Genomic DNA, 25,720 nt, shown 5'->3' with positions numbered 1-25,720 from the left:
CGTTCTTCTCCGGCCTATCCGAGCACTCCGGAGTCGACAGAGAGAGACACGTTCAGCGCCGTCCCGAACGGCAGGACTGGCGACCAGTCGGTGAGCTCGAACGACGCCGACCCACCGCTGCCGTCGTGGCCACTCCCTCGACCGTCGTCCTGGTCACTGTCAGCATGGACGCGGATGAATCGGACCGACGCGACCGACCGACACTTCGCCATGTCCTCCGGCGTGACCCTGGACGGGGCGTAGCCGAGATCGCGGGCTAGCTGGTCGGCTCTTGCATAGTAGGGATTCGGCACCACGGCCTCCTCGGGTGCCTCACTACTGAGCGCCGAGTAGTCCGAGGACTCAATTACGTGTGTAATCCATTTCAGGGCGTTGTGGTCCTCCAGCGCGGTTGTCGTCGGGCTGACTGGCTTCGGTCTGGTGACGTCGACCGGGAGGTCGTTCGCGGCCGCAAGCAGCCCGGGTATAGACGAGCACGTCTCGGAGAGTAGAACACCGCCCGCGATCTGGATGTTCCCCCTCGACGACGGCGCGACGACGACAACCACGTTTGTGATGGTGTCACCCGCGCCGTGTGCGATGAAAGCTGCCTGTCCCGCCTTGGACTGAGTCGTCTCGCGAGCGGGGGAGGTCAGGATTCGGTCGGTTACGCGGTCTCGGAACGTGCTGAGGTTGGTTCCAGCCGTTGCTTCTGAGCGGCCAGCGACCGTGAAATATCCGTCCGTCGCCTCAAGCCTTTGAACAGCCTCGACCTTCCCGAGTGCATCGAGGTACTCGGAGAGGGCGTCCATCTGAGCGTTGTGAACGCAGAACCGGAAGTGTCCGCGAACGCTGGCGCTGCTCGGGGCGAAGGTCACTGGCGCGGCGAGCTCGCCGGATGCTCTCGTCGGAAGTGACCCGTTGCTGACTTCCCGTCGTTGTGCGGCGACTCCATCCTGGTCGTATCGGCAGACGATGGTACAGGAGTCCTGGCTGTGGTCAGCAGCCGGTTTCTCCTGACTCTCAGGGTGGTCGCCGGTGGACGGGTCGCCGGACGGCGTACGGCCTCGAAATTCACCGGAGTCCATTGGTCGGTATCGGGTGTCTGTGTTAGATTCCATCGCCCCGGGGGTAGTTAATTCCTCCCCAGGCAGCGACAAGAACGGCGGCCGTATCGCTGTAAGGCACGACGGTTCTTCGGAAAAGGCGTCCCCCTGAGGGGGGACTCCAGCTTCCCACCGAGTTCGGCGAGCCGGTGAAGTTGCCCAGATACCGACCAAGGTGATGTGGGCTGTCCCGAATCCCACCACGACCAAATGGAGGATTCGGCTTTCACGTCGGCCACGGTGACTAAGCGTGGCCGGTCGTGGCCATCAGGCCACGTACTGTGGGTGCTCCCCGGTGGGGGCATCTGAAAATAATTCTGCCACCCCTATAATACCCTCGGAAGCCCCGCTATGAGGGGAGAGAGGCGTGGTAAACGGCGTGACGTGGAAGACGAGAGGATTACGGAACGCCGGAAGGCCGACTCGCTGCTGGCGAGCTCTGGCGGTCGTCGGCCGCGGCGTCCTGGACGTCGTCGGCCTCGACCTCGACCTCACCCGCGAGGTTCCGATACCCGCACCGCGTACACTCGTAGACGGGGGTCTCTCGTTCGTGGTTCCTCGGCGTTAACGTCCTGTGTCCGCAGTGGGCGCAGGTGTACTCGGGGTGTGCGACGAACCGGGGGTCTAGCGCCGGCTGTGCGGTTGGCTGAGGATGCCGCCATTCCCGGTACGCATCGAGACGGTCGACACCGACGACATCCAGGTGGTCGGCGAGCGTGTACGTCGCCTCGCCGAGGTCCGGCTGCTGGCCGACCGTGAACGTGGAGAGGAACGACAGACCGCCCGGACCGCCGAGGGAGTCGTCGGTCACGTTCGCGACGACCGGCCGGAGTGAGGTGAGGTCCGCGTAGGGATGGTGGGGTATCCACCAAGAGTTCTGGACCACCTGGCCGCCTGGCTCGACCACGCGGACGGCTTCGCTGAACAGCCGGGCACGGGTGTCTGGGGCGATTTTCCAGGGCGGGTCGGTGACAACAGCGCCAAACTGGTCGTTGTCGAAGGGAAGGGCAGTCGCATCAGCGCGGTGGGTGGCCGCCGTCTCCTTGGTCTCCTCGTCGTCCTGGTACTGGGTGAGCTTGTCGACGCGAACGTCACCGAGCGTGCTCGACCCACAACAGAGGTTCGCCACCGTGCCGTCGACGTCGACGAGCTCGCTCTCGACGTGGTCGGTGAGGCGGCTGTGCCACGACCACCCCGGCGTGAACTCCGTCTTCCGAGCGTCCTCGGGGAATTGGGACTCGAAGCCCTGGACTCTGACCGCCTGGTCGCGGGGCGCGTAGTCTCGACCGGGGCCGGTCGCTGCGGATTCCACCCCGCCGAAGGCTCCGTCCGTCAGGGAGGACTGGGTCTTCGTCTTCGTGTACCGGAGGTAGACCTCTGGGTGGTGGAAGTCGAACGCGCCGGCGACAGCGATTTCATCAAGTCGGACGCGGTTGCTATCCGGGACCCACTTGCTCTTCGTCAGCAGCGTTCCTCCCGGCGCGAGGTGGGGCGTAAGCCGCTGGTAGTCGTTCGACCGCCCGAACCACGATGTCGTTTCCTTGCTGTAGATGATGGTGTCGAAAGTCTCGCCGGCGGGGATGCCGAGGTCGTGGTCTCGAATCTGGGCGTCGTTCCCGGTGTCGTTGATGCACGTTTCGACGCGGTCGACGGCGGGGGACGCGGCGGCGAACGCTCCGAGTCGGGCCACGCGACCGGGGTCGCGACCGATGATGAACACGGCGCCGCCGATGTGCTGCTCGAGGTAGTCGCCGTGAGCACCGGGGTCGTCCGTCAGTGGCCCCGGCTGGATGAGCGTTACCAGTTCGGGGGCGCGGAAGAGCGGGACGGGCCGGGTCATGCCGTCTGGGGGGTCTCCGTGGAGTTAGCCGACGGGCTGGCGGTGGCCGTGGACGTGTTGTCCTCGGACGCCGGGGGTAGGGGGCAGGCGTCGACGAGGTCGGCGAGGTCGGAGATGAGGATTGAGACGGTGTCGGTCACGCGGTCGTCTTCCCCGCGGATTTGAAGCTGGGGACGGCGGTCGTTGTCCTCGGTGAGCGCCTGAAACCCCGGGAGGCGGTACTGTAGGCCGCGGGCGGTAGACTGCCACGACGTGCTGATACTGGCGTCTGCCTCGCTCGGGTCCGGGAGGTCGTCCTGCATCGCTAGGAGGTCCGCGAGCATGACGGTGACCGTGTGGCCGTCCTGCTCGATGTCGGCGGTGTGGTCCTCGGGGTTCGCGTCGACGGTGTAGTCGGCGAGTTGTGCCCACTCGGTGAGTTGGGTGGAACGCTCCGTCATGTCTGGATAGAAGGACCGCCCAGAATTAAGTCTTTTGCATACAATACCGCCGGGTATATTGAATTAGGTTAGTACAGCGAGGTCGACCCGAGGTGGCTCGTGATGTGGGCCGCCAGCAGCGGCGGAATCGCGTTCCCCACCTGCCGGAACTGCTCGGCCTTCGTCCCGCTGAACGTGAACGAATCCGGGAACCCCTGAATCCGCGCCACCTCTCGAACCGTCATGCGACGCACCCGCTCGGTGGACGCCTCCGGCTTCGACGGCGCACGCCCCGCGTAGTGCCACGGCGGCGTCCCCTGCGAGACCGTCATCGTCGGCGCAGCCTCCCCGGGGTCCAACCGCCGGTCAGTCGCCGGCTGCCCCGGATACCCGAGCGGAAGGTCTGCCTTCTCCTCGCGGTACTCGTCCGAATGGTCGGCCTCAACGTGGTTCGGCGGCATCCGCACCGACCGGTCCTCGACGTCGACGAACTGAGGGACGGTATCCGGGATGACGCGGTTCTCGTCCGCCCGCGACACCATATGGACGGGGTCCTCGGCCGGGGGCTGCGGCGGAAGCGGGTCCGGGAGGTCACCCAGAGCCGCGCCGGCGGTTTCGTAGCCCTCGAGCCGGCGGCCGGTGAGTGTCTGCTGGGGCTCCACCGCACACGACGGCGTCGGCTCCCACTGGTCCGGGGTCGGAAGGTCCTCACGCACGCCGAGAATGAACAGCCTGTCACGGCGCTGCGGCACTCCGTAGTCCGCTGCCGTCAGGATGACCGTCGACACCTGATAGCCGGGCCCTGCCTCACGGAGCGACTCCTCGACGGCGCTGTGGAGGTTCTCGTGGTTCTTCTTCAGGCCCGGGACGTTCTCCATCACCACCACGCCCGGCGCGAGCTCGTCGACCCACTCGGTCGCAGTAAACAGGAGCTCGTTCCGCTCGCCGTCACGCTGCTTCTTGCCCGCCATCGACGCGTCCTGACAAGGCGTCCCGAACAGCGCCATGTCGATGACGCCCGGGCCCTCCGGCCCGATCTCGGCGTAGTCCTCACGGGGAATCTTTGGCCGGGCCCCCTCTGCCTCGATAGTGTACTCGGGGTCGTGCTCGGCGGCGAGACGGGCGACGATGTTCGGGTCGACGTCCGTCATGTCGTGGTTGACCGCCTCCGTACCGTGGAGATTCCCGTGGTAGGAGTACCACGCGGCGATGTCGATGTCGAAGCCCGCGAGGACGTTGTAGCCGATGTGCTGCATCCCGAGGGAGCCTCCGCCGCATCCGCTCGGCATCTCGATTGCAGTCGGGACTCGCTTCTCGCCGGCGTCGGTTTCGACCGTGGTCTCTCCGGCCGGGTGCGGGACCGCCGGAAGGTGGGTTGAGGAACGGGCCATCGTACACTCGATACAAGGGACCGTGCCGTATTAAGACTTTTGCATACAAGCGAGCCGGGTATGTTGTAGAAGCTTATGCCGACCACTGCCCGATGCTCGCCTGCTCCCCCGGCGTCTCCGGCTCCTCCTGCTCGGACTCGAGGATTCCAGCCTCCCGCGCAGCATCCTTCCGGTCGACGTGCGATTTCCGAACCCGGTGCCCGCCCGGACGCTGGCACTTCCGTCCAACCCCCGCACCGCACGATGGACACGGCACCTGCCGCGCCTTCTCGTCTTCTCTGTCCGCCCCACCGGATTTGTTCGAGTCCTGCGTGTCCGCGAGGTCCTCGATCTTCTCGCGCATGCCGCTACGTAGCTGTGCGGGTGTCCCGACGTGCTCGGGGTCGTCGACGGGGACGTGAGGCCGCTCGTCATACCACCCGTCCGTTAGGTCGTCTAGCGCCAGCCACTGCTCTGAGGTCGGCCATTTCCCGTTGATGAACCCGATATGCTGCTCCGTCCGGTGCCGTGGCTCGGTTGCGGTCGACAGCGACCCGATGTGGCGTCGCGTCGGTTCCTCAGGCCCGGCCGACTCCGACAGCGTCCCGACGCGGTGCTGGCTGGGATATTCGGGCTCGGTCACCTGCGACAGCGACTCTTCTGAACAGGTGCAGGCGAGGATGAAGTGACCGGCTCCCGACCGCATCACGCGGACGTCCGGCCCATCAAGCGCGTGATCCTCGCCGAAACCGCAAGTCGTCTCCGGGAGGTCGACGTGCTGGAAAAACCCCGACATCACACCCACCCCGCGAGGTCTTCCTGCTTCCCGCCGCTCTCTCGGAGTTCATCCATCTCCTCGAACCCGGGACGGAACCCGGCCGCCCACATCTGGACATCTTCGCGAACGCACGAAATGTGGACGAGTTCGCCTACCCGGCAGCGCTCGCTGGTCTTGTTCAGGGTCGCTGGCTCCAAGTCCCATCGAGAGGTCCCCGTTCGCCGGGTCTGACCGGTCGGGGAGTCGGTGATGTAGTACCAGGTCCCCGCGGCTCCTCTCTGGAAGTACCACCGTGGCGTCTCGCCGTCGACGCGACCATGACGCCCGTAGTACCCGTCGACTCGGATGACCCATTCGCTGGGGTTGGCCTCGACGAGGTCAAGGACGGATTCGTCGATCTTCGGCATCAAACCCACCTCTCGAGGTTCGTCTGGCCGGTTGTGCGGGGCAGTTCGGCGGTGTAGTATTCCTCGAACGCCTGAAGGTAGCTGCAACCGATGTCGTAGTCAGCGAAATGTTGGGCGTCCATCCCCAGGACGACGAACTCGGCGAATGCGAGGGCCTGGTCGACACTCGGGAGGTCGTCTGCGAACCAGGCGTCCAGTGCGGTCACGTCGCCTCGATGCCGGGCGTCTGTGGCCGATTCCGTGAGGTCCTGTTGGGTGCCGCTCATGCGGCCGCCACCTCCGCCGTGGGGCTGGGTTCTGGTGCCATCGTACACTCAGAGGTAAGGGACTGGTTCGACTTAAGGCTTTTGCACACAAGTCCGCCGGTAGAATATTGCCGGCAGACCCAGCTAGACGAACTGGTCCAGAGTCGTCTCCATGCTCGTCGACGAGTCCGCCACCTGGTCCCCCGCATCCGAGTGCGTCGGTTCCTTCATCCATTCCAACATCGCCCTTCCAGTGCTCCCCCGTAACTCCGCCTTCCGGGCCGCAAATTCGCGCTCGTACCTCTGGTCGGCCTCCTCGACGTCATCGACTCCGACGCCCTCGAGATACCGCTCCATCGCACAGTCCCAGAAATACGGCCGTTCTATCCAAAACGGCTCCTCACGGGGCTCATTCGCGGTATTCTTCAGAGTGACCACAATCGTCTGGACTTGCCGGTCAAACGTCGGCTCGGGTAGCAGGGCGATCCGACCGAGACGACGGCCGGCAAGGAGGTCCTGAAGAGGCTCACACACGCTGACGGTAAGCGCCTGCACCGGCAGGATGAATGTAGCCCACCCGTCGGGCTTCAGTAGCTCCAGGGCCTGCTCGACGAACGGCGCGAACACCGGGAACTTCCCCTCGGCCGTCTCGAACTTCTCACCGTACGCTGTCCGTTTCTCCGTGTTGAGGCGGCTATACCGTGTGTACGGCGGGTTCGCCAACACCCAGTCGAACGGGCCCTGCGGCGGGTTCAAGAGAAAGTCCGCTTGCTGGACGTCGACGTCGTGGTCGGGGTGGGTCATCTCGAACGCGCCCACGTTGTTCGGGTCGTTCTCCACACCGACGCAGTCGGGAACCGGATAGTCCGCCTTCCGATGGTCGCGGTGCCCCTCGCCTGGGGTGCAGTACCGGACAACAGCGTCGTAGAGGTTGCCCGTCCCTAAGCCCGGCAGTAGCAGCCGCGGCGAGCTCGGCGAGCCGGGGCGTTCGACCTCGAAGAGATCACCGACCGCGTATTCGGCCGCCGGTTCGGGCGTGGGAACGTAGCCGTTCTCTGCTGGCATTGGTGGAGGTATTCAGGCAGGCCGGTGGGTGGGCTCGGGGAGGTCGCCCGCGTTGCGCTCCGACCCGAGTAGCTCTGTAAACCGCTCTGGGGTGTATAGTTCGTACCAGTAGCCGCCACGCTCGATTCGCTCACCAGCGAAGAGCGTAGAGGCATCGAGACGGTGCTGTGGGCCCGAGTTCCGTCCGATGGTCGCTGTCTTCCCTGACTGGCTTGTCTCAACAGCCAGGACCTGTGGGCTTTCAGACTCCCCGATGCTCGCGAGGATTCGAACCACAGTCTCGGCCGGCGGGTCCTCCGGGTCCGCTACGACACTTTCCGGCGCCGTCTCGACGTCTACCGCCGAAGGGGGAGAGTAGGCCATCAGGCCACCCCCTCGCCGACGGCGTCGGTCGCCTCCGTGACGACCATCTCGTGTTCTCGGATGTGGTCGACGACACAGCTCCCGCAGAGGCCCGTCTGCCCCTCGCGTTCCTGGTCCGGGTCGTACTGGTCGGCCGCATCCTGTTCGTCGACGGCGAGCAGGAACCGCCGGTCCGCAGGCGTCCCGTAGTTGCAGCGGTCGCAGTTCCGGTGGTCCGGGTCCTCTGCAACCTCCGTGACCTTCACCAGGCGGAGGGTGCGGGAATCGGTCATCGCTTCGCCTCCTGGGGGTCGATGTCTCGACTGCGGAGCTCGCGCTTGATGGGGCCGGCCTTCATCACTGCCGGGCCGATGCTCATGCGGCGGCTTCCGAGCGCGACACCTTCGTCAATGACGTCGTTGTACTTCTCGATCAGTTCCTCATCGTTGAGGTTTTCGAGGTCGTCGGAACGTGCCATTTTGCGTCTACTCGATACAAGGGACCGGTTTGACTTAAGGCTTTTGCATACAGACACGCCGGCAAACTATTCGGGGTTACTGCCCCCTGAGTAGCGTCACGTCCTCCACCGAGATTCGTTGCCGTTCAGTCTCGCCCCAGAGCGCCGTCGTAAGCCGCAGACCGAGAGGGTCTGCCTTCAGGATGGTGTTGTAGTCGCGGTGGTCTCGCCCTACATCTCCGTCAGAAAGCCGAATCCCGTTCTCCTCCGCATCGTTGCGGAACACGACTTCGTACCGGGCCCCGTCGATCTCCACTGCCTCGACCTTCCCCTGGTCGTGGTCGTGCCCGTAGCCCTCAATCGCTGCGAACACCATGTCCGCGTCTGCGTTGATGTTCCGTTCTCCCGTACGCTCGTACTCGTCGATAGCCGTGTCCTCGCGCTCGTTCGTGTAGGTGTAGGAGAGGCCCGTGGGTCTCGCGGAGACCTTCTCCCGATTGCCGTCAACGTCAGCCAGAGTGCGGTTCCGCTTCTGGTTCGCGTCGATGACAGTGTAGGTGTCGCCATTCAGCCGGACCACGTCGCCCTCTCTCGAGGCGTAGAAGTCCCCGAACGCTGCGTAGGTCTCGTTCACTTCTCCGGTGAGGGCCACCTCCTCGATGAGACCGAGATTCTGGATGGCCTCGAGACAGCGCGGGCCGTTCTCACTGACGCTGAAGTTCAGGAATCTGGCGTGGCGGGCATCGGGTTCGGCCGCGTACACCCTGAGACTGGATAGCTGGTCCGTGTTTGGGTACGGGTCGAACCCCTGGGTGACGTATGCGGTAACGGTGCGGGAGCCTCGCGAGCCGTTGTAGGTTATCTCGATTTCGGTGCCGGCGGGCGTGTCGGTCGTGATTCGGTCGCCGTCGCGGGTCTCGAGCTCGGTGGTACGTGCCATCGTCGGGTCTACCCGAGACAAAGGACCGCTCTAGCTTAAGCTTTTTGCATACCAATACGCCGGATAGTTAGGCGTGCGAGTCAGCGGGGGCGACCCCGCCCGTCTCTGCGACCGGAGTCACGTTCTTCAGGGGCAGGTGTTGCCAGCCGGAGTCCTCGACGGCCGCCCGAACCTCGAACGGGTCGTCCTGCGCGTAGGACAGAAGGTGGTACTGCTCGCCCTCGTTCCAGGGCACGTCCGGCGCGAGGCAGAGAACCTCCACGCGACCGTTGCGCTCCTGGCCCGTCAGCACACGGAGCGTCGGGGTTGCCTCCAAGTCCGAGGGGAACCCGATTGCCTGGTCGTCGTACTGAACGCTGACGAGGTCGCCAACAGCCAGCCCTGCCAGCGGCGGGTCACGGGGATGGTCCGGCGTTGCCTGCTGGCCCTCAGCGGCTTCGACGTCCTGGGCCTTCCCCTCCGCGAGGAACTGGCCGAAGCCAGCCTGCTCGTGGTGGGCTTCAATCTCTTCAGCGCCCCAGACTTCCCCGCGCTGCTCCAGCGTCGCCAGCAGTGACTCGGGCACGTCCGCGGAGTCCGCCGCGAACACGACGAGTAGCGACGCGAACGGGGCGCTTGAGTCCGCGCCGTGGAACTTCAGGCGGCCGTCTATCACACAGAGGTATTCGGCGCTGCTGGCGTGCTCGTGGAACCAGCCAGAGGATGCCGAGTAGGATGGGATGAGCATGACGACGTGGTCCGCGTCGCCCCGCTCGGTCGAACGGACGGCCTTCGCTGCCCACGGTTCGATGTTGGAGTACGGCGGGTTCACGAACACGCTCCCGTACCAGGGGGAACGGTCGGAGAGACCGTCGTCTGCCGCCGTGTACCGCGTTTCGGCTATCGGCATCGGCTCGCAGCCGGAACACGGGTCGACGTCGAAGGTGCCGCCGACGGCGCGCTTGAGCTCGCGGGCGAGCGGGACTGGCGTGGGTCGGGAGTCGCGTTCCTTTTCGGCGCGGTCGTCGGCGCGGGCGTCGGCGAGGTTCATGCCGCCGAACGCTTCCTGGTCGCTGTCGCCGGCGGCTGCGTCCTGCGCGGTCGGGCTGTGGTCGTCGGAGTGGGCCATCGTACACTCGAACGTAAGGGACCGGGGCGAATTAAAGCTTTTGCATACTAACGCGCCGGGTATATTGCCGTGGGGTGGGCGGTTCGCCAGAAGCGGAACTGGACGAGAACACCGCGGCCACGGCCACCCCGCTGCGGTGAAACCGTCGACGATTCTGGCAGTCAGTGGCTGCCCGCGCCCGTTACCGTGGTCGGCCAGTTTTCCCAGTGAGCGCGCTGGATGAGGGTGCCTCGCCGCCACTTCGCGTAGTAGTCAGTGAGGGTCGCTGAAATCCCGCCCTCCTCGAGCTCGTCGACGTTCGACGCCGTCGGGGAGTCCAACAGGATAGACCCATGCTCGCCGTAGTTGGAGAAGTCGGTAACGACGTGGCAGACCCCATCCTCCGTGTCCTGGATGACATCCCCGACCTCAATCCCCATCTGCGCGACCATCTCCTCGGGGCGTGGGGCGGTGTCGACGAGCTCTCGTCGCGTCATGTAGGCACCTCCCTGAAGCCCGAAGTCGGCCGAGGGGTCGGCGGTCGTGTTCATTTCTGGCCTCCGTGCAGGCGCGGTCGGTTGTCGTCTTGGAGTTGAGCCATCGTACACTCGAACGTAAGGGACCGGCCCGACTTAAGCTTTTGCATACTAACGCGCCGGGTGTGTGGGCGGGTTCCGTTAGCCGAACAGCATCCGGTAGCCTCCACCCTCGACCGCCTCGAACCCCAGACCAGCGGGGAGAGACGACTGGACACCGTCCGTCGCGGAGAACACACCCTCCGGGACCGCCATCACGTCGTACCCCTCCAACTCCGCCCAGTCGCGTGCTCGCGTCAGCAACCACCGGGCTGTCGCGCCGGGGAACGCCGTCTCTCGACTCGCGTACTCGAGCACCCGGGCCTCGCTGTACGGCGACCGCGGGTTGCCCGTGACCGCCAGCGCCGCCACCAGCGTCCCGTCCACGTCGGCCCCGAACACGGCTGCCGGCGCGTACCGACCGCGCCCGGTCGCCTCGCCGGCCAGCGCCTCCCGGGCACCGTCTCGCCCCTCGGCCGCGAAGAGGTCGCGTGCTCGCCCGCTGTACGGCGCGTGAGCGTCGTCCCGTGCGAACTTGGTGTCCGTGACATCCTCGCGGACGAAACCGAACTCGGCCGGCCGTGCGTCCCCGTCGTACCCGGAGAACGACGCCAGGCCCGCCTGGGCCGTCACCGTGCCGCCGGGCCCGTTGCCAAGCCGTCCCTCGACCCGGCGGGGAACGCCCGGGGAACCGTCCTCCCCGTCGACGTCGACCGACCGGAGGTACCTCGTGAGCTCGCGAGTGTGGTCGTGGTTCGACCGGCCATTTCGGTTGTGCGACCCTGTCGAGCACGCTGTGCCGTCGTTCTGGAAGTTCGCGCCCTGATAGATGCCGCCGTCATTGCCGTCGGTGCCAGCCAGGGCACGGACGTTCTCGAACCCTTCCAGGGCGGCCCACTCATAGATTCGGGCGAGCATCCGCGTCCCGGTGTTGTTCGGGAGGGCATCTCGGTCGACGGCGTCCTCAGGATGGCTCGCGTACCGCGTGATCTCGACGGTGTGGCGGTCGCAGGCCTGCCGAGCGTTTGGGACGTTCACGGTCGCGACCGCGGAGAGTTCGTCGTCCGGCCGTCGTGCCGTGAACATCGCCTTGGCCTTCGCCACTCGGCCGTGTTTGTGGTCGACGACAGGATGCCGGAGAAACCCGTTCACGCGGTCACGGGAAAACTCCCGGGTGAAGGTCGTCTTGTCTGCTCGTACCCGGGGCTTCGGCTCGACTGGCTGGTCCTGCGCGTGTTGGTCGGGGTGGCGGGCTCCCGTCGCCGCCCAGCGGGAGTGTCGGTTGGCGACCCCTTCGGCGATGAGGCGGACCTTGCCGTCAGCCGCGAGCGCCTCGAGGTCCTCGCGGCGGACGTTACGGGTCCGGCCGCCGACCGAGTAACCGTCCAGCCACTCGATGTCCATGCGAACCGGTCGGAGAGGGGCGTCGGCCGCGTCGTCGGAGTAGTCGCCTGCCTCGCGGAGCAGCGCGTGGACATGCTGGTGGCTGAAGAATACCACGTCGCCCGGGGCGAGCTCGCCGACAGCCGACCCAGCCGTCGGGCTCGTGGCCTGCGCGGCGGTCGGCTGTGCGTCCGGAGCCGTTGTGTTGGCGGCGCCGTCGTCTCCGAGGAATGCTGAGAGCGACATGGCGCTGTTAGTGGTGCCGCGTCCGGGCAGTCTGGTCGTATGCGGGAATGGGTCGCGTCTCGGTGGGGGTCTTGGGTGCCATCGTCTGTTTTGTGGTAAGGGACCGCCCACACTTAACCTTTTTGCATACAGTAACGCCGGGATGATAGCAGTGGTGTGGCTACTCGGTCTCGACCAGGGTGAGCTCGTCGACGGGCTGGACGAACTCGAGCACCGCATCCCCCTCCTTCGCGAGCGCCACACCGTACTCCGTCGCCAGGATCACGAACGACGGCACATCCTCCTCCGGCCACTCGCCCACCGCTGACACCGGCTTCACGACGAGGTCCGGAATCTCGCTCCGATACGCGACCTGCGTGACACAGTAGAGATCGCCGTCGCCGACGTCGTGCTCCGCTCGGGAGACCTCTGCATCGGTGTCCTCCGTGCTGACCCGCACGTAGTCTCCACCCGTGTACGTGACGAGCTCCTCGGGGTCCAGCCGGCCACTCTCGGGAGGGCGCTCGGAGTCCTCGTCGTCAGAGGGCGGCATCTGGCGGTCACCTCCCACCCCTGCGACCGCTGCGCTCGCCGTCCTGGACTCCCGGCAGAGCCGCCGCTATGGACTGCAGTCGACTCCCGTTCATTACGCGCTCACCGGGAAGTCTCCTGGCCGCCCACGTTCGCGGGGGTCGGCTCGATCAGCGACGCCGGGTAGGCGTACACCGTCACCGGCGTCTCCTCCAGAGACCCGGCCACCTGCATCCCGGCGAGCGAACTGGGCGTCCACCCGTCCAGCCGGTTCAGTGACTCCGCATAGTAGTTGACCGAGCTCGGGAACACGACCTCGACCACGTCGTCCTCCGGGGAGACCTGGGGGTTGTCTGCGTTCGCCTCCGCGACCGTCCGTCCGGCGAGCTCGTCGATCTCGTAGTCGCCGGCAGTGGCATCTGGGGTATCGACGATGCAGACTATCTCCGACTCTGGGGCCAGGCGGGCGAATGTCCCCGGACGGTGGTTGTGGTCGTTCGACGCCTCGGTTGTGGAATCTGTCTCGGAACGTGCCATATGCGAAGGAAAGGGCCCCACTGACTTAAGCCTTTGCATACAAATACGCCGGGTATGTTGTGTTGCGGTTCGGGCTCCTCAGTAGGGGCTCTCAACACCGATGCCAACCTCTCGGGCCCAGATGCCGCTTGTCCCGACGCCCTACCGCGGCTAGGTATCCGCACCAGCCACCGTTGCGTCTGGACTGGAATCAGACTCCGGCGACACCGACCGTCTCGTGTCGTACTCCCAGAGATAGGTCTGTTCTGTGCTCGCACCGCGATGGCTGACCTCGTCGGCAGACGGGGGCGAACCCTCCCGTGGTTCCTCCTTCATGGGCGGGTCTGCTTCGACGTCGACGTCGTCCCGAGGTCCAGGAAGCTCCTCCTGGATGTACCCCATCTCCTGATCGCCCCCGTGTGGGGAGGCTGTGGCTGTCGACTCGTCGGCCTGTGCCACCACAGAGTTGCTTGCGGAGGTCGTGGCCTCCGAGGGGACGGACGCCGCCTGGCCGTCCTCGACCTGAAGGTCTGTGGCACCCGCGCCCGCCGTCTCGGTTGCGGCTGGCGCTGGCTCGACAGACTCGGCTTCGACCTGGTCGGCCTCGACCGACGAGCTCGTCGACGCCGGCTCCGGGCTGGCCGACTCGGTCGTGGACTCTTCCTCGTCAGGCTGGGGAGCGGGCGGGAGCGAATCGAGCTCGTCGAGGTCCTTGTAGGTGTCTCGGGAGGTCTTCGCGGAGACGTTGGCAGCCTCGCTGACCTCCGTCTGCGAGATGAACGAGCCGACCTGCTGCGTCGCGTAGTAGATGCAGCCGGCGGCCATCCCACTCGGAGAACGGCCAGTGCCGACGAACCCCTCTGCGTCCTCGATGTGGCGAGCGAGGGTGAGCGCGTACGCCCGCGTCTCTTTGTCCAACTCGAGTTCCTGGGCTGCGCGGGGGATGTGGTCGGCTGGCTTCAGCGGTGCAATACCCAGGCCGAGCGTCCGACAGAGCTTCCCGTAGGCGTTCTGGATAGCCTTCGACACGCCGAAGTCGCCCTGCGTGTCGGCGGCCGTGTACCGGAGCACCTCTGCAATTTCCTCAGGCAGGCGCGCGAGCGAGAGTTCGCGACAGGCAGCGTAGACGCTCCCGCCGACGAGCTCCTCGATGGTGTCGCCTTTGAACGCACCCTCTTCCTGTGCGTTCCGGAGGATCGAGCAGGCGCGTTCCTGGACCTGGTAGCCGAGGTCCAGCGCGGACGTCACGCGTTTCACCTCTCCGAAGGCGAAGCCCAGGTTGCGTTCGGCCTTGCTCTCGAACTTGTGGCGCTGGTTCATTTTCCGCATCCGGGAGAGCTGCGCGTTGCCCCCTCCGTCGTAGCCGATCTCGGAGCCGAGTCCGTGGTCGTGGACAGTCGGGTTCCGGGAACCGCCGTTGCACCGAACGAGGTTCTGCCCCGTTTCACCCTCGGAACGGGCGATGCAGCCTCGCCACTCTGCTCCGTGGTCGACTCGCTGCTCTTCGTGAACGAGGCCACAGTCGCCGCAGCGGACCTCGTCTGTGTAGGTTACGAGGGCGCCACCGCACTCGTCGCACTCTGAGCGCGTTTTCTCGCCGGTAGACGTGGTTTCTTCGCCGTTCTGGTCCGTCTGGGCGTCGACGAGACGACCGGAACTGCCGTCGTTTCCATCCCGGGCCTGTAGGTTAACAGACTGGGACTGGGTCTCGGAACGTGCCATGTTCAGGTGGTGGTGAGGTACGTCAGCGACTTAATTCTTTTGCACATAAATCCGCCGTTTATATAGTCTCAATACTCGCAAAGTAATTATTTGTCACTAAGCATTGAATCAGAACACCGAGAAAACGCACTCGGAACGCCTTACTCGTAGGCGTTCAACCAGTCTTCCGCCCGCTGGAGGGCTTCTCTCCGGCCATCGCACTCAGCAAACCGCTCCTCGACGTCTGCCCCTGGTTCTGAATCCAGGCCGACCGTCCACGCCGTGCCTGGAAGCTGGACTTCCTCGGATACCGCGACATCAATCGGTTTCTCGTCGTGCTCGTAGATCGCGAGCATCTCTGCTCGAGCTTCTTCCTCGCGGTTGCGTGACCAGACGTCTGGGATGTGGAGGGTTTCGAGGATGCTCTCTGTGGGTTCTGCGGCTCCTTCGGTAGGGGAACGTGCCATATTCGTTAGAAAGGACCGTGCTAACTTAAGTTTTTGCATACAGCCGCGCCGGTAGTATATGGGCGGTTGGATTGCTACGACGTTGCTACGAACTCGCAAACTCGCCGAGTGAGGAAAACCGCGCCGACCAGGACGACTGCAGCCGCAACACCTGCCGACGCGCGTTCGTAGCCCGCCGCCTCGAGAGCGGGGATCGCGAACACTGCGGCGAACAAGACCGCGAGCGAGACGACGCCGTGACTCTGTCGGCCTCTCTGGCCTGCGTCGTCGACGGTGTCGGTGGACCGTGCCTCTGACATGGTGTTACCTCGCTCTACGGCAGCCCGGCAGATAAATGCCGGCTGCAAGTATCCACCCACAGTCTCGTAGCCCCGATAAATCGGGGAGATTCCGGCCTCAGATGAGGCCGACCGCTCGTGCGAGTTTTACCGTCCCAAGTACGATGCCGATTGTGAGGGAGACGACCTCCAACACCAATCGGGCGTACTTGAGTTGGTTCCTCGTGGGTTTGGGAGTCATCTCTGACTCCATTTACCCCTAAGGACCACACTCACTTAACCTATTGCATACAAGACTGCCGGTATGGTTGTCGTTAGTCTCGTGGCCGTCTAACCAACCCGAGAACAGACGCACGGCTACGCAATTACGTCAAAGGAGGTCACCACCCCGAAAGCGGGGGAGATGACTCCCAAACCCATCTGAGAGTACCGAATACACGACAATAAGTTTACTGCCCGACTCCCACCGATTCAGCGGATCTCGTCTTCCAGGCCGATGTCGCCCGCGGACACGACCGGCTCTGACTCCTCGATCTCGCCCGGAACCTCGTCCGGGCGGTACACGAAGAAGTGGCGGGAGTCGCCCCAGAACTCTTCGAAGGCCTCGAGCGTCTGCTCCTCCGGTGCGTCCTCAACCGTCTCACCGTTGCTCGTCTCTACCCAGCCCTCCGGAGTCCAGAGCGCGTCCTGCACGTAGGTCCGGTCCGCCGGGTCCTTTGTCAACTCCTCCCCTGCGAGGTAGTACACTCCAATCGCCTCACTCGGGTCCACCTCGCCGCCGTCCGTAGTCTGAGTCGGGCTCATAGTAGACGTGCCTCCGTAGTCAGATGTACGCCCGCTTCCCACTTAAGCCGTCCCAGGGGGTCGTAGGTTTCCGAGTTCATTCCTTCCGTGCGGAAGCAGCGGCTACTTCGATGTTCACCCGAATCCGCTCCGCCATCCTCCGACCCGTTTCGTCACTGAACACCTGGTCGTACTGGGCTACCGATTCAACGACTCTCTCCGTCTCACCCGACTCCTCGAGTCCCACGGCAATTTCCTGAGCTCGCCTCACCACGTCCTCATTCGACACATCAAAGGAGCTGTCCCGGCGCCGGTCAATCGTCTCCGCTGTCCGACTTGCTTTCCGGCAGTTCCGCTCCAGATCTTTCAGGCTCCCGTACTCTCGTTTGGCTCGGTCGTAGTCGATGCAGTGGACCTGGCCATCCTCACCAATTCGAACGTTCTCCCCGTGGAGGTCCGCGTTACCAGCCAGGACCTGAGTCGCCATGATGTCGACGAACTCCTGACTGTCGACTTGTTCCGCCGCTTCCCGGGGTACACGTTTTGCTGGCTCCGTCGACGCCCTGCTCGGAGTCTCGACACCTGCAACAGCGACGTATCCCTCTTCCTGGTCATACGTATGGTCAGGAACGCGGACGCCGAGGGAGTCCGTGAACGCGTACGCGGCCATCTGAGAGTGGGCCTGCCACATTTCCGGCGCCCTCGAATGCTTGTCGCCGTGGTCGTAGTTCGTAAGGTACGCCCGATAGGAGTCCGCGTCCTCCCCCCTCAGTTCTGCAACCTCCATGTAGTCCTTCGTCACACCGGCCTCTCCTCCGGCCGCCTTCAGGGATAGCCACCGGGTGACGTTGTCCTCGTCAAACTCCGACCAACCCCCGAGTCGACCATCAGCATCATCCTCCGGGTCGGTCGCTCGAACTTCTCCGTCGGCCTGGTCTTTGAGGTGGCGGTCCGCTACAGCTCCACTCGAGAACATCGTCGTCGCGAAGTCGCCGGCGCCGTTGGCGTCAACCACCTCGTCAGGCACGTCGACGTCGTACTGGTCAACCCCCCGTCCCGACGAGCCGCTCTCCGCCTCTTGCTCGGGGTCGGATGGAGGTGTGGGTGCGTCCAGTGAGGCGCCACCACCCGCTGCTGCCCCAGCCGATGCTGCCCCGGCGTCATCCGTCGACTCTACCGCCTCCTCGTCGTCCTCGCCCTCGTCGTCACTGGGGAGGCTTGCTTCGCCCTTGCGGAACTCCTCGAAGTCAGGAATCCCACCGTCCTCGCTGTCCTCCTCGAACTCCTGGAGCGGGCCGTCTTCATCTTCGTCGACGTCGTCGTAGTCTTCGACGTTCTGCTGGGTCTCCTCCGTAGCGTCCGTGAACCGGCTGGAGAAGTCCTCGGCGTCCGCCTCACTCGTTTCCTGCGAGCTCGGCTTCCGGTTGCCACCGCCCATCTACACTCCTCCGTCTCCATCTCCGGTCGGTTCTCCCCCCTCTGCTGTGGCTTCGCGTCGACGGGTTCGGGCGACCTCCTCTGCCGTCACGCCGGCATTCTCTGTCTTCGGGGCGGCATCGCTAGACTCGCCGCCTCCTCGACGGTTTCGTGCCTCGATGGGGCTGATGGCATCGTCTGGTCGCTTCCGGCCACCCCAGGCGTACGCTGTATCACCAGCGCATCCTGCGACGGCTGGTCCCTCGCCGAGAGTCGCCGCGTTTCCAGGGCTCGTATCCAGCGGGCCAGGTGGTGTGTCTCGGGAGTTCGCCGCTGCGTCCAGGTCATACCGGAGGGGAACTTTGAGTGCCTCCGCTACCTCCGTGGCGAGCTCGTGGTACGCTTCTCGCATCTCTTCCGGCGTGCTCGACCCTGGGCTTACGCGCTCCCGCCACTGGCTCCCCCCAGCCGCCGCGACCACGTTGTTAGGGAGGCCTTCTAACGAGTAGCGGCCGGACGGCGATAGCAGGCCGACAACCAGCATCGGGTAGCCGGCGGTCTCCTCGTAGATCGCCTCGAGATCGTCGCGAAGCGCGGGGTAGTTCCCGCTCCCGGGCACCGTCATGTACTGGGTAGCGTACTTCGCCATCAGCGGCGCGTCGACGTCGCGGGCGGTTCGCTCCATGACTGCCCGTTCGCCGCGCGAGGTCCCCTTGATGAGAGGCAGCACTCCAGTATCCGACTCGCCGATGACGAGCTCACGCGGGAGCGACAAGTCGTTCGCGACCCGGCTTGCCTCCGCTGCTGAAAGCCGACTGAGGACGTGGTCCATGTCCAGTGTGCCGGCGGCCACCTGCCGGACATGTTCAGCCCGGGTATCGGCGTCCATGTCGCCGTAGACGGGGAAGTCGAACGGGAGGTAGTGGTCCGGGTCGAACTGGCGGACGAGCCGAAGCTCCTCCTCGAAGGAAAACTCGCGGAGGTCCTCGTCGGGGATGGTCGACGTGACCAGGACTGTGGTCTCGGGGGGGAAGAAGTCCTGGGCGGATTCGTCGTGCATCAGCATCCGGCGGGCGTGAACGAGGTTCGTCATGGCTGCTGGCGGCCGGACAGCCCACAGAAATTCGTAGTGCGACTGCTGGCGTTCGATTCGCGGGATCGCGCCGGTTACCGGGAACCTGGTGGCCTGCTCGCGTGGTTCCTCGTCTGTTGATGCCTGGGGAGTGCTCGAACGGTCGTGTTGGGTCATGAGTGGTCTGCCCGCTCGGCGTCTCCACACTCGGCGGGGAGCTGGCCGTGATAGCGGGTGGTATCGGGTTACTGGATGGTCGGCTTCCGTCGTGGTCAGCGACGGATTCGTCGAAGGGACGAGGTCTCGGTCGTCGTCCCGTTGTTCGCGGTTGCGGGGGGTGACTAGTTGAAACTTCTCCCTCACACCTACTCCTCGTCGTCTGGTCGTCGAGCTCGTTTGCGGTGTTCCCACTATGGGCGCAGTGCCGTACAGCGTGGGGTTTTACGATGAGGAACCAGAATCGTGGGGTGTCGGTGTGCTGTCGCCGTGACCGGCATGGTCCTACGGCGGCTACAGGTCGTACACCGACGGTGGTCGTCGGTATTCGCACGATTCGCGGCCTGAACCGTCCGGGTCGAAGCCACGTATCGGGCTTCAATGCTCACCTCAACGCCGCCGGCTGGTCATCGGCGGACCTCGCTCTCACAAACCGGACAGCGCCTAGCTTCCCCTAGGTGGACAGCCTCGACTCCACACCAGCCCGCCGGACAGAACTAGCGAACCGCGCTCTCAATCGTCTGGTCACAGACAAGACATTCGTCACCTGGCGCAAGGTCGACGAACTCTTCGGGAGAGGCCACCGGCGCACGCGGTCGCGACCGGTCGCCTCGAAGCGGCCCGCTCACCTCCGGGTCGGTGACGGCCGCCGTCACAGTCACGTCGATCTCGAAGTGACCCTCTGGACACCGAAGCGTGACCGACCGCGTCTCGGTCAAGGAGTTGCCTCCGTGTACGACCAGATGGACTCCTGGCCGTCTTCGCGGCTCGTCTTGTACCACTCGCCCGTGCCGCCTGGCGGGCGGACCTCGGGGAGCGCTGGACAGTGCGAGAGGATGAACGCCACGTACTGTGGTGGAATCGCGGACTTCGCTTCCTGCTCGGTCCACGCTGCGGCTTCTGGAATCTGCTTCGCTTCGGCGAGCTCCTCGCTCGTCGCGGTCGCGACGGCGACCGTCTCCGCGTTCTTCGTCGGCCCGGTGAAGTGGTCGTCCTCGAACTGGTCGTGGAAGCTGGTCTCGAACTTCCGAGGGTAGTTCAGGGGACGACCGAACGGCTGGCCGTTGACCTTGACCGTGCGCTCCTCGATGAGGTCGTGGCAGGTCTCGACGTTCTCGATGACGTACTCGTGGCCAAGACGTTCGCAGACCTCGCGAACGTTGTACTCGGGGATGGTCTGGTGGGCTTCGGTCGGGTCGTCGTGGTGGATGTGCGAGAGCCGCGTGTACGCCAGACACGGGAAGCTCACCCAGACGAGGTCGACGCGCTCCTCGAGTCCAAGAGCGTCCAGCGTTAGGTTCCGGAAGTCCATCTGGCGGAACTCCCCAGGATAGGTGTCGGTGTAGTCGTCGACGTCGACGCCCAGGAACCAACCGTCGACGTTGGGCTGGTGGAAGATTGTTCGGAGGGCGACGCCGACGCCGCCTGGGCCGGAACAGAGGTCCAGCACGCGGATTTTGCGTGCGTCCGCCGGTTGCTGGATGCACGACCCGCGGAAGGTGTTGTCCGCGAGTTCGGTGGCGAGCTCGTCGGCATCGTGGACCGTGGGGCCGGCGAATGGGTGGGTCTCGGCGTCCGGGTGTGCCATCGTGAATGATGCAAGGGACCCCACCGTATTAAGTATTTTGCATACCAATACGCCGGTAGTAGAGGCCAGTGTTGGCTCACGAGCGTAGACCACCCGGAGCAAAAACACGACCCGGAAACAGAACTGTTAGTCCACCTGCATTGCAGAACCGCTCCCGACCTGAGGACCAGTATCCGCGTTCTCTCCCAGATACCGCTGGATGATGTCGTCCTGAAGCGCCCCCCGAATGTGGTCGGTCGGATACTCCGGCACCACAATCTCGGGAGCGTTCGCCCTCGTCCCCTCCTTCACGATAATCCCATCCTCCTCGAACATTTTGAGGTGGTTCATGAACTGCCTGAAGCCCACCGAGTCATGCTTTTCTCGACCAGCCAACTCCTCGTAGTGATCGAAGAGCTCTCTGGTCGTCACCGGTTCGTCCGACTGGTCCCGTAAGTTCACCAGCGCCACTAACTCGACCTGTGGCCCCGACTGATACCGCCCCACGATACTCTCGACGTTCTCCTGCTCGAGTTTCTCTTCGGCCTCCTCAACGTGTTCTTTGCAGACCATCGAACTGTTCGCGCGGTTCGCTATGTCCCCAGCCTTGAGCAAGAGTTGGAGCGCGAACCGTGCGTCACCACCGCGTTTCGTCGCCATCGCTGCACACAGCGGGATCACGTCCTCTTCCAGGGCTTCCCCACGGAACGCCTTGTCAGCGCGAGCGCGGAGCACCGACTGGAGCTCGTTAGCGTCGTACGCGTCGAAGTCGATGTGTTTCGCGGTGAGCGAGGACTCCGTCCGCGTGGTGAACTGGTCCCGGAACGTCGTATTGTTCGAGAGACAGATGGTGCCGAGTTTCGCGTTCTCCAGGTCGCCACCCTTCCCTCGGGCACGCGTCAGCTTGTAGAAGAGCGTGTCGAGCTTCCGGACGATGCCGATTTCGTCCAGCACTAGGAGGACCGTTTTCTGGCGGTCCTCCTGGTTCGTGCTCGCGGTCCGCTCGATCTCTTTGAACATCTCGTCGTAGACGCGCTGTTCCGCGTGGCCGGTGTTCTTTATCTTCTCCTTGTCTTCTGACGACCGGAAGGCGTTCGCGATGCGGATGGCTAACTGGTATCCGGTCGATACGCCGGCACAGTTCACCCACTTCACCGTCAGGTCGATGTGCTTGTCCGGCAGCGATTTCCCGAGTGCCTCGATTATCGTGTCCTCCGCATCAGTTGTCCCGGGTGGGAGGACATCCACAGGGACGGCCGCCGAGAGGGGCTCCCCGACTGTCGACTCGTAGTCTTCGAGGAGGCGTCGTGACTCGGTCTCGGAGTCCGACTGGATGCTGTAGGCAGCAAGTAGTTCGTCGGCAGAGTCGTACTGGTCTGCGAACGCGCCGCCCTGGCATTCTTCTTGAAGCCGGTCGTGGACAGTTTCCTTTACCTCCCGTAGCTGATTGTTGTGAGAGATTTGGTCCTCGAGTTGATCCAGGACGAAGGAAGCACAGACGGTTTTGCCGGAGCCATGTGGGCCTGCGGTGAACATGTGGTCCGGCGAGTAACCGTTGACTACCGGCGCGAGTCCGTGGATGAGCTCGTCGATCTCCTCATCGCGCTCCACAATCTCCTTGGGGATGTAGTCCTCCCGGAGGCGGTCCCGGTCCTGGAAGACGTCAGGACCGATGTCGTCAAAGGGGTTGGTCATGGGAGGGGCGCCCCCGTGGTTGGCGTACTGTGCGCGGGGTGGTCTGCCGTAGTCAACGGCGACCCCCCTTCGGTGGTCGTGGTTTCGGGCTTACAGCGGGTCATGGTGGTCGTGGTGAACGGTAGTCAGCCGTTCTGTGACGGGTGGTCGGTATCTGGCTCCGTTGTTTTTCCATTCACGCGGTCCGTCACTTAAAGGTGCCGAGACCAGCGTTTCATACGGTTCATGCGGGAGCCATCGTTTCAAGCCACCGGGGGAGAACGCGGAAGAGAGGGCCTGTGACGGCTGAACGCGTCTGGTGGGATTTCCCCAGGTTGTGTTCCGGGTGACCAGCGTTTCATGCGGTTCACGCGTTTCATGCGGTTCACGCAAGGTCCACCATTTCATGCGGTTCGGGCGGTGGGATTTGCTGGTTTGAGGGGACACCAGTATTTCATGCGGTTCATGCAGGGGGGCCGACGTTTCATGCGGCCCGAATAGGCCGACCGTCGTTTCATGCGGCCACGACGCGGTTAGGGAAAGCAAGAGAGAATCGCGGGACAGCTACGAGATTGGCGCTGAACACCACCCTCTCTCTCCAGTATTTCATACGGCTCGAGAAAGGGCAAGGAGAGCTCCGCCAGCACGAGTTAATTCCCAACCACACCACTACGAATCTTGTGCTGGAAAGGTGGTTTGCGGGTATCGTTATGCTATCTCTAACTTAGTTCTTGCCCCTCTCTATAGGGCGATCTCTGAGCTCCCTCCACTCTTCTCGCGCTTGCTATGAAATACTGGAGAGAGAGGGTCCCGAATCGCGGCTTCCCGTTCCAGTCTTGCGGTTCGGGGGGTATCGTGACCTGACGAATCCCGCCGCTTGAAACGATGGTCCCCCTGCATGAAGAGCATGAAGCGATGGTGTCCGAATGAAACGCATGAACCGCATGAAACGCTGGTCGGTGCTCGTGACCTGACCTCGACCTCACTTCGCAGTGAGACCTATCCAGCCGGCGCCGGGAACCAGGTTCACGTTCATTTCCTTCGCCGAGGTCCCCGCCGCGATCCCGACCGAATGCAGCAGCGCCTTCACTGGGTAGATGACGTCGACCGTCACTTCCGCATCGCCCGGCACACCCTTCTGGGAGTCGTGGACGCCAGTCTGCAGTCCGGGGTGAGCTCCCTCAGCTTCACCGAACACCAGCACCACTCCGTAATGCGTCTCTCCGTTCTCGTCCTCGAAGAGGCCCAGCCGCTGGGTCACCGTCTCCACGTCATCCAGGTCGTACTCCTCGCCCCAGTCCAGAGGAACCGCCAACTGGTATCGTGCGGGCATCGTTCCTGCCCGGTCGGTGTCTCCCTGGTAGAGCCCAGTCAGCTTCTTGCTGATAGTCGCGAGCTCGCTGGGAGCCTTCGCCACGCCGCTCGGGGTCCACACAGTCGGGGAGGGACTGAACCGCACCCGGAACCGAGTGTCGTCGATCTCCTCGAACTCCGCAGTAACCTCCGACTGGCCGTCCTGGTCGCTGTCGTCACTCTCGCCCCACTCGACGCCACCGCCTCCGTCTTCGTCCGTGGAGTCACCGCCGAAGATTCCGCCGCTGAACTCGGCATCCTCCTCAAACCCACCAGCATCATCCGGGGCCTCGACGCCGTCGTCGTCGGCGTTGGCCGTGCTGAACTGGTCGACGAGTCCGAACGCGTGCCCGAGTGTCATCGGGTATCGAGCCGTCGGGTACGTGGTGCCCCGCTTTGTGGCTCGCCGTTCGTTGCTCAGGTCGCCGGTGACCTGGTCGCCGGTCTCGATGATGACGGAGAGGTCCATCACATCGGGGTTCGCGATGTATCGGAGGGGGGTGCCGTCGTCGATGCCGTACTTCTCCGCGACGTCGACGGGGATGGGGTGCTCGACGTTCATGCCGTCGATGAGCCGCACGGGGACCTCGCCGTCTTGGTACTTCGGTCGGTTGTGGACCGGCGTGATGTTGTACCGTCGGACGAACTTGCCGACTTGGTACGGGGTGGCGTTTTCATACCGTTCTGCGATTTCGTCGTAGGTGAGTCCCTCGTCGACGTGCTCCTCGAGGACCTTCTGGTCCTGCCAGTCGGGGGTGGTTTCGTTCTCGGTGTCGCTCATTGGTGTCTGACTCAGGGTAGGGACCGCCAGCACTTAAAAGTTTTGCATACACTACTGCCGGTATTATAGAACCCGGAGAATCGAGACTGACTCCATAACGGAACCGTGCCATTGGCCACGACGAACGACCCCATCAAAAAATTTAGCACACGAAAATGCCGGGAGACTAGCGACGGCAAAACACTCCCTGCCGAGCTCGCACTCAACCAGCCACCCCGCCGCAAAACCGCCGCTCGGGACCAAGCCGCCCCTCCCGCGACCGCGGTCGACGTCGACGCCGTCGTAACCCGCGCGCAATAGCTATCTCCTTCTCCCTTGTCTGGATGGTCTCTCTGGCCTTCTTTCGATGTCCAAGCGCGTCGCCGGCGGGTTCTGGGCCTGCGGAACGGAGAGAACCAAGGGCTCAGGGTTGGGTCTCTAGACCTCGTCAACCGCGGTCCGCCGCTAGGCGAGCCGCGCCTCTGTCTCGGGAGCTAGGGTCTCTTTGAGGGCCTCGTAGAGGCTGTCGCTTGCGAGAATTTCTGTCTCCTCGCGCTGCCACTCGCTCTCGGATGACTCGAACAGGACCCGAACGTTACCATTCTTGCAGACTGAGCCGGCCTCGGGAATCGAGAACGTTGCTTTGACCGCCGGCTCTCCGCCTGTCTCGGCCGGCGGGAAGTTGACGTGGACGAACTCGCAGCCGAACCCGATAGTGGCCTGCTCGAACCGGGTGTTGATGACCTCCTTGACCGCGCTCAGGAACTCCGGGGTGTCGTCAGCTTTGGCTTGGAGGTCCTGAAGAGCCGCGTTCGTGTCGGAGGCGAAAGCTGCCTCCTCGCCGGCGGTTTCCGCCTCGATAGAGAGGTTGGCTGGCGTGATGTTGCCCTTTCGCCACTCGACATAGAGTTCCGTGAGGTCTTCACTCCAGTTGCCAGACATCGCTGCTTGCGGGTGGGCTTTGAATGGGTTGGTGACTGTGACGCTGTTCCTGTGACCGGCGACCTTGACCACGTCGCGGGCGCTTCCGTTGGGGGTGAGGTACTGGTCGCCGGATTCGAGGTTCATCTTGTCGGCGAGGTCGGTGTTGTCGATTTCCTCGTCGGTGAGGTCGTCGGTCGTGAATTGGGCGTCGAACTCGGAGTCGGTTGGGTAGCGCATTGGTGTG

Annotated in this window: 28 protein-coding genes; all 28 read right to left on the bottom strand. The window is 64.2% G+C overall.

Translation table 11 applies throughout. From position 1 onward, the window contains the following. Positions 1–14: 14 nt before the first annotated feature. A complete protein-coding gene (locus LT971_RS15940) occupies positions 15–791 on the bottom strand; it encodes a hypothetical protein (protein ID WP_237007941.1) in 777 nt (258 codons plus the stop codon). Between the two features lie 694 nt (positions 792–1,485). Further along, positions 1,486–2,925 (bottom strand): methyltransferase domain-containing protein, encoded by a 1,440-nt coding sequence (locus tag LT971_RS15935; RefSeq protein WP_237007940.1) that lies wholly within the window; start codon positions 2,923–2,925, stop codon positions 1,486–1,488. Then, the gene (locus LT971_RS15930) at positions 2,922–3,365 is read right to left on the bottom strand and encodes a hypothetical protein (RefSeq protein ID WP_237007939.1); all 444 of its coding nucleotides are present in this window, start codon (positions 3,363–3,365) and stop codon (positions 2,922–2,924) included. Before LT971_RS15930 ends, LT971_RS15935 begins: the two co-directional genes overlap by 4 nt. A 68-nt stretch (positions 3,366–3,433) precedes the next feature. Next, positions 3,434–4,735: a DNA cytosine methyltransferase gene (locus LT971_RS15925; protein WP_237007938.1), complete on the bottom strand. Its 1,302-nt coding sequence runs from the start codon at positions 4,733–4,735 to the stop codon at positions 3,434–3,436. Between the two features lie 73 nt (positions 4,736–4,808). After that, positions 4,809–5,510 (bottom strand): zinc finger domain-containing protein, encoded by a 702-nt coding sequence (locus tag LT971_RS15920; RefSeq protein ID WP_237007937.1) that lies wholly within the window; start codon positions 5,508–5,510, stop codon positions 4,809–4,811. Beyond that, a complete protein-coding gene (locus tag LT971_RS15915; protein WP_237007936.1) occupies positions 5,510–5,899 on the bottom strand; it encodes a hypothetical protein in 390 nt (129 codons plus the stop codon). Before LT971_RS15915 ends, LT971_RS15920 begins: the two co-directional genes overlap by 1 nt. Continuing rightward, positions 5,899–6,165, bottom strand: coding sequence for a hypothetical protein (locus LT971_RS15910; RefSeq protein WP_237007935.1), 267 nt, complete (start codon positions 6,163–6,165; stop codon positions 5,899–5,901). The genes LT971_RS15915 and LT971_RS15910 overlap by 1 nt, the downstream gene beginning before the upstream one ends. 123 nt (positions 6,166–6,288) lie before the next feature. Next, entirely contained in the window at positions 6,289–7,209 is a 921-nt protein-coding gene (locus tag LT971_RS15905) for an Eco57I restriction-modification methylase domain-containing protein (protein ID WP_237007934.1), read from the bottom strand. Positions 7,210–7,221: 12 nt separating this feature from the next. After that, positions 7,222–7,572, bottom strand: coding sequence for a hypothetical protein (locus LT971_RS15900; RefSeq protein WP_237007933.1), 351 nt, complete (start codon positions 7,570–7,572; stop codon positions 7,222–7,224). Next, positions 7,572–7,844 carry a hypothetical protein gene (locus LT971_RS15895; protein ID WP_237007932.1) on the bottom strand — a complete coding sequence of 91 codons (273 nt, stop codon included), beginning with the start codon at positions 7,842–7,844 and terminating at the stop codon, positions 7,572–7,574. Before LT971_RS15895 ends, LT971_RS15900 begins: the two co-directional genes overlap by 1 nt. Beyond that, the gene (locus LT971_RS15890; RefSeq protein WP_237007931.1) at positions 7,841–8,029 is read right to left on the bottom strand and encodes a hypothetical protein; all 189 of its coding nucleotides are present in this window, start codon (positions 8,027–8,029) and stop codon (positions 7,841–7,843) included. Before LT971_RS15890 ends, LT971_RS15895 begins: the two co-directional genes overlap by 4 nt. Positions 8,030–8,105: 76 nt before the next feature. Beyond that, positions 8,106–8,948 carry a hypothetical protein gene (locus LT971_RS15885; RefSeq protein ID WP_237007930.1) on the bottom strand — a complete coding sequence of 281 codons (843 nt, stop codon included), beginning with the start codon at positions 8,946–8,948 and terminating at the stop codon, positions 8,106–8,108. A gap of 67 nt (positions 8,949–9,015) precedes the next feature. Further along, on the bottom strand, positions 9,016–10,056 hold the full coding sequence (locus LT971_RS15880) for a DNA N-6-adenine-methyltransferase (protein ID WP_237007929.1): 1,041 nt from the start codon (positions 10,054–10,056) through the stop codon (positions 9,016–9,018). Between the two features lie 161 nt (positions 10,057–10,217). After that, positions 10,218–10,586, bottom strand: coding sequence for a hypothetical protein (locus LT971_RS15875; protein ID WP_237007928.1), 369 nt, complete (start codon positions 10,584–10,586; stop codon positions 10,218–10,220). A gap of 126 nt (positions 10,587–10,712) precedes the next feature. Further along, positions 10,713–12,239 carry a hypothetical protein gene (locus tag LT971_RS15870; RefSeq protein WP_237007927.1) on the bottom strand — a complete coding sequence of 509 codons (1,527 nt, stop codon included), beginning with the start codon at positions 12,237–12,239 and terminating at the stop codon, positions 10,713–10,715. 160 nt (positions 12,240–12,399) lie between these two features. Further along, positions 12,400–12,771 (bottom strand): hypothetical protein, encoded by a 372-nt coding sequence (locus LT971_RS15865; RefSeq protein ID WP_237007926.1) that lies wholly within the window; start codon positions 12,769–12,771, stop codon positions 12,400–12,402. A gap of 101 nt (positions 12,772–12,872) precedes the next feature. Beyond that, a complete protein-coding gene (locus LT971_RS15860; RefSeq protein ID WP_237007925.1) occupies positions 12,873–13,286 on the bottom strand; it encodes a hypothetical protein in 414 nt (137 codons plus the stop codon). A 150-nt stretch (positions 13,287–13,436) separates the two neighbouring features. Beyond that, positions 13,437–14,987, bottom strand: coding sequence for a transcription initiation factor IIB (locus tag LT971_RS15855; RefSeq protein ID WP_237007924.1), 1,551 nt, complete (start codon positions 14,985–14,987; stop codon positions 13,437–13,439). A 140-nt stretch (positions 14,988–15,127) separates the two neighbouring features. Continuing rightward, positions 15,128–15,433, bottom strand: coding sequence for a hypothetical protein (locus LT971_RS15850; protein WP_237007923.1), 306 nt, complete (start codon positions 15,431–15,433; stop codon positions 15,128–15,130). 74 nt (positions 15,434–15,507) lie between these two features. Continuing rightward, positions 15,508–15,732 carry a hypothetical protein gene (locus tag LT971_RS15845; protein ID WP_237007922.1) on the bottom strand — a complete coding sequence of 75 codons (225 nt, stop codon included), beginning with the start codon at positions 15,730–15,732 and terminating at the stop codon, positions 15,508–15,510. Between the two features lie 450 nt (positions 15,733–16,182). Further along, positions 16,183–16,515 (bottom strand): hypothetical protein, encoded by a 333-nt coding sequence (locus LT971_RS15840; protein WP_237007921.1) that lies wholly within the window; start codon positions 16,513–16,515, stop codon positions 16,183–16,185. 76 nt (positions 16,516–16,591) lie between these two features. Then, positions 16,592–17,932 (bottom strand): hypothetical protein, encoded by a 1,341-nt coding sequence (locus LT971_RS15835; RefSeq protein WP_237007920.1) that lies wholly within the window; start codon positions 17,930–17,932, stop codon positions 16,592–16,594. Continuing rightward, positions 17,933–19,159, bottom strand: coding sequence for a hypothetical protein (locus LT971_RS15830; RefSeq protein WP_237007919.1), 1,227 nt, complete (start codon positions 19,157–19,159; stop codon positions 17,933–17,935). A 536-nt stretch (positions 19,160–19,695) separates the two neighbouring features. Then, positions 19,696–19,917: a hypothetical protein gene (locus LT971_RS15825; RefSeq protein WP_237007918.1), complete on the bottom strand. Its 222-nt coding sequence runs from the start codon at positions 19,915–19,917 to the stop codon at positions 19,696–19,698. Beyond that, a complete protein-coding gene (locus tag LT971_RS15820) occupies positions 19,914–20,786 on the bottom strand; it encodes a class I SAM-dependent methyltransferase (RefSeq protein ID WP_237007917.1) in 873 nt (290 codons plus the stop codon). The genes LT971_RS15825 and LT971_RS15820 overlap by 4 nt, the downstream gene beginning before the upstream one ends. 126 nt (positions 20,787–20,912) lie before the next feature. After that, the gene (locus tag LT971_RS15815) at positions 20,913–22,460 is read right to left on the bottom strand and encodes a hypothetical protein (protein WP_237007916.1); all 1,548 of its coding nucleotides are present in this window, start codon (positions 22,458–22,460) and stop codon (positions 20,913–20,915) included. A 961-nt stretch (positions 22,461–23,421) separates the two neighbouring features. Next, complete coding sequence (locus LT971_RS15810) at positions 23,422–24,573, bottom strand: hypothetical protein (RefSeq protein WP_237007915.1); 1,152 nt, start codon at positions 24,571–24,573, stop codon at positions 23,422–23,424. Between the two features lie 444 nt (positions 24,574–25,017). Then, a complete protein-coding gene (locus tag LT971_RS15805; protein WP_237007914.1) occupies positions 25,018–25,713 on the bottom strand; it encodes a hypothetical protein in 696 nt (231 codons plus the stop codon). Positions 25,714–25,720: the final 7 nt, after the last annotated feature.

Origin of the sequence: Halobacterium rubrum, assembly GCF_021729015.1 — an archaeon.
In the GTDB taxonomy this organism is placed as follows: domain Archaea; phylum Halobacteriota; class Halobacteria; order Halobacteriales; family Halobacteriaceae; genus Halobacterium; species Halobacterium rubrum.
The sequence above is the reverse complement of the archived record's forward strand: the minus strand, read 5'-3'. Positions and strand labels throughout refer to the sequence as shown.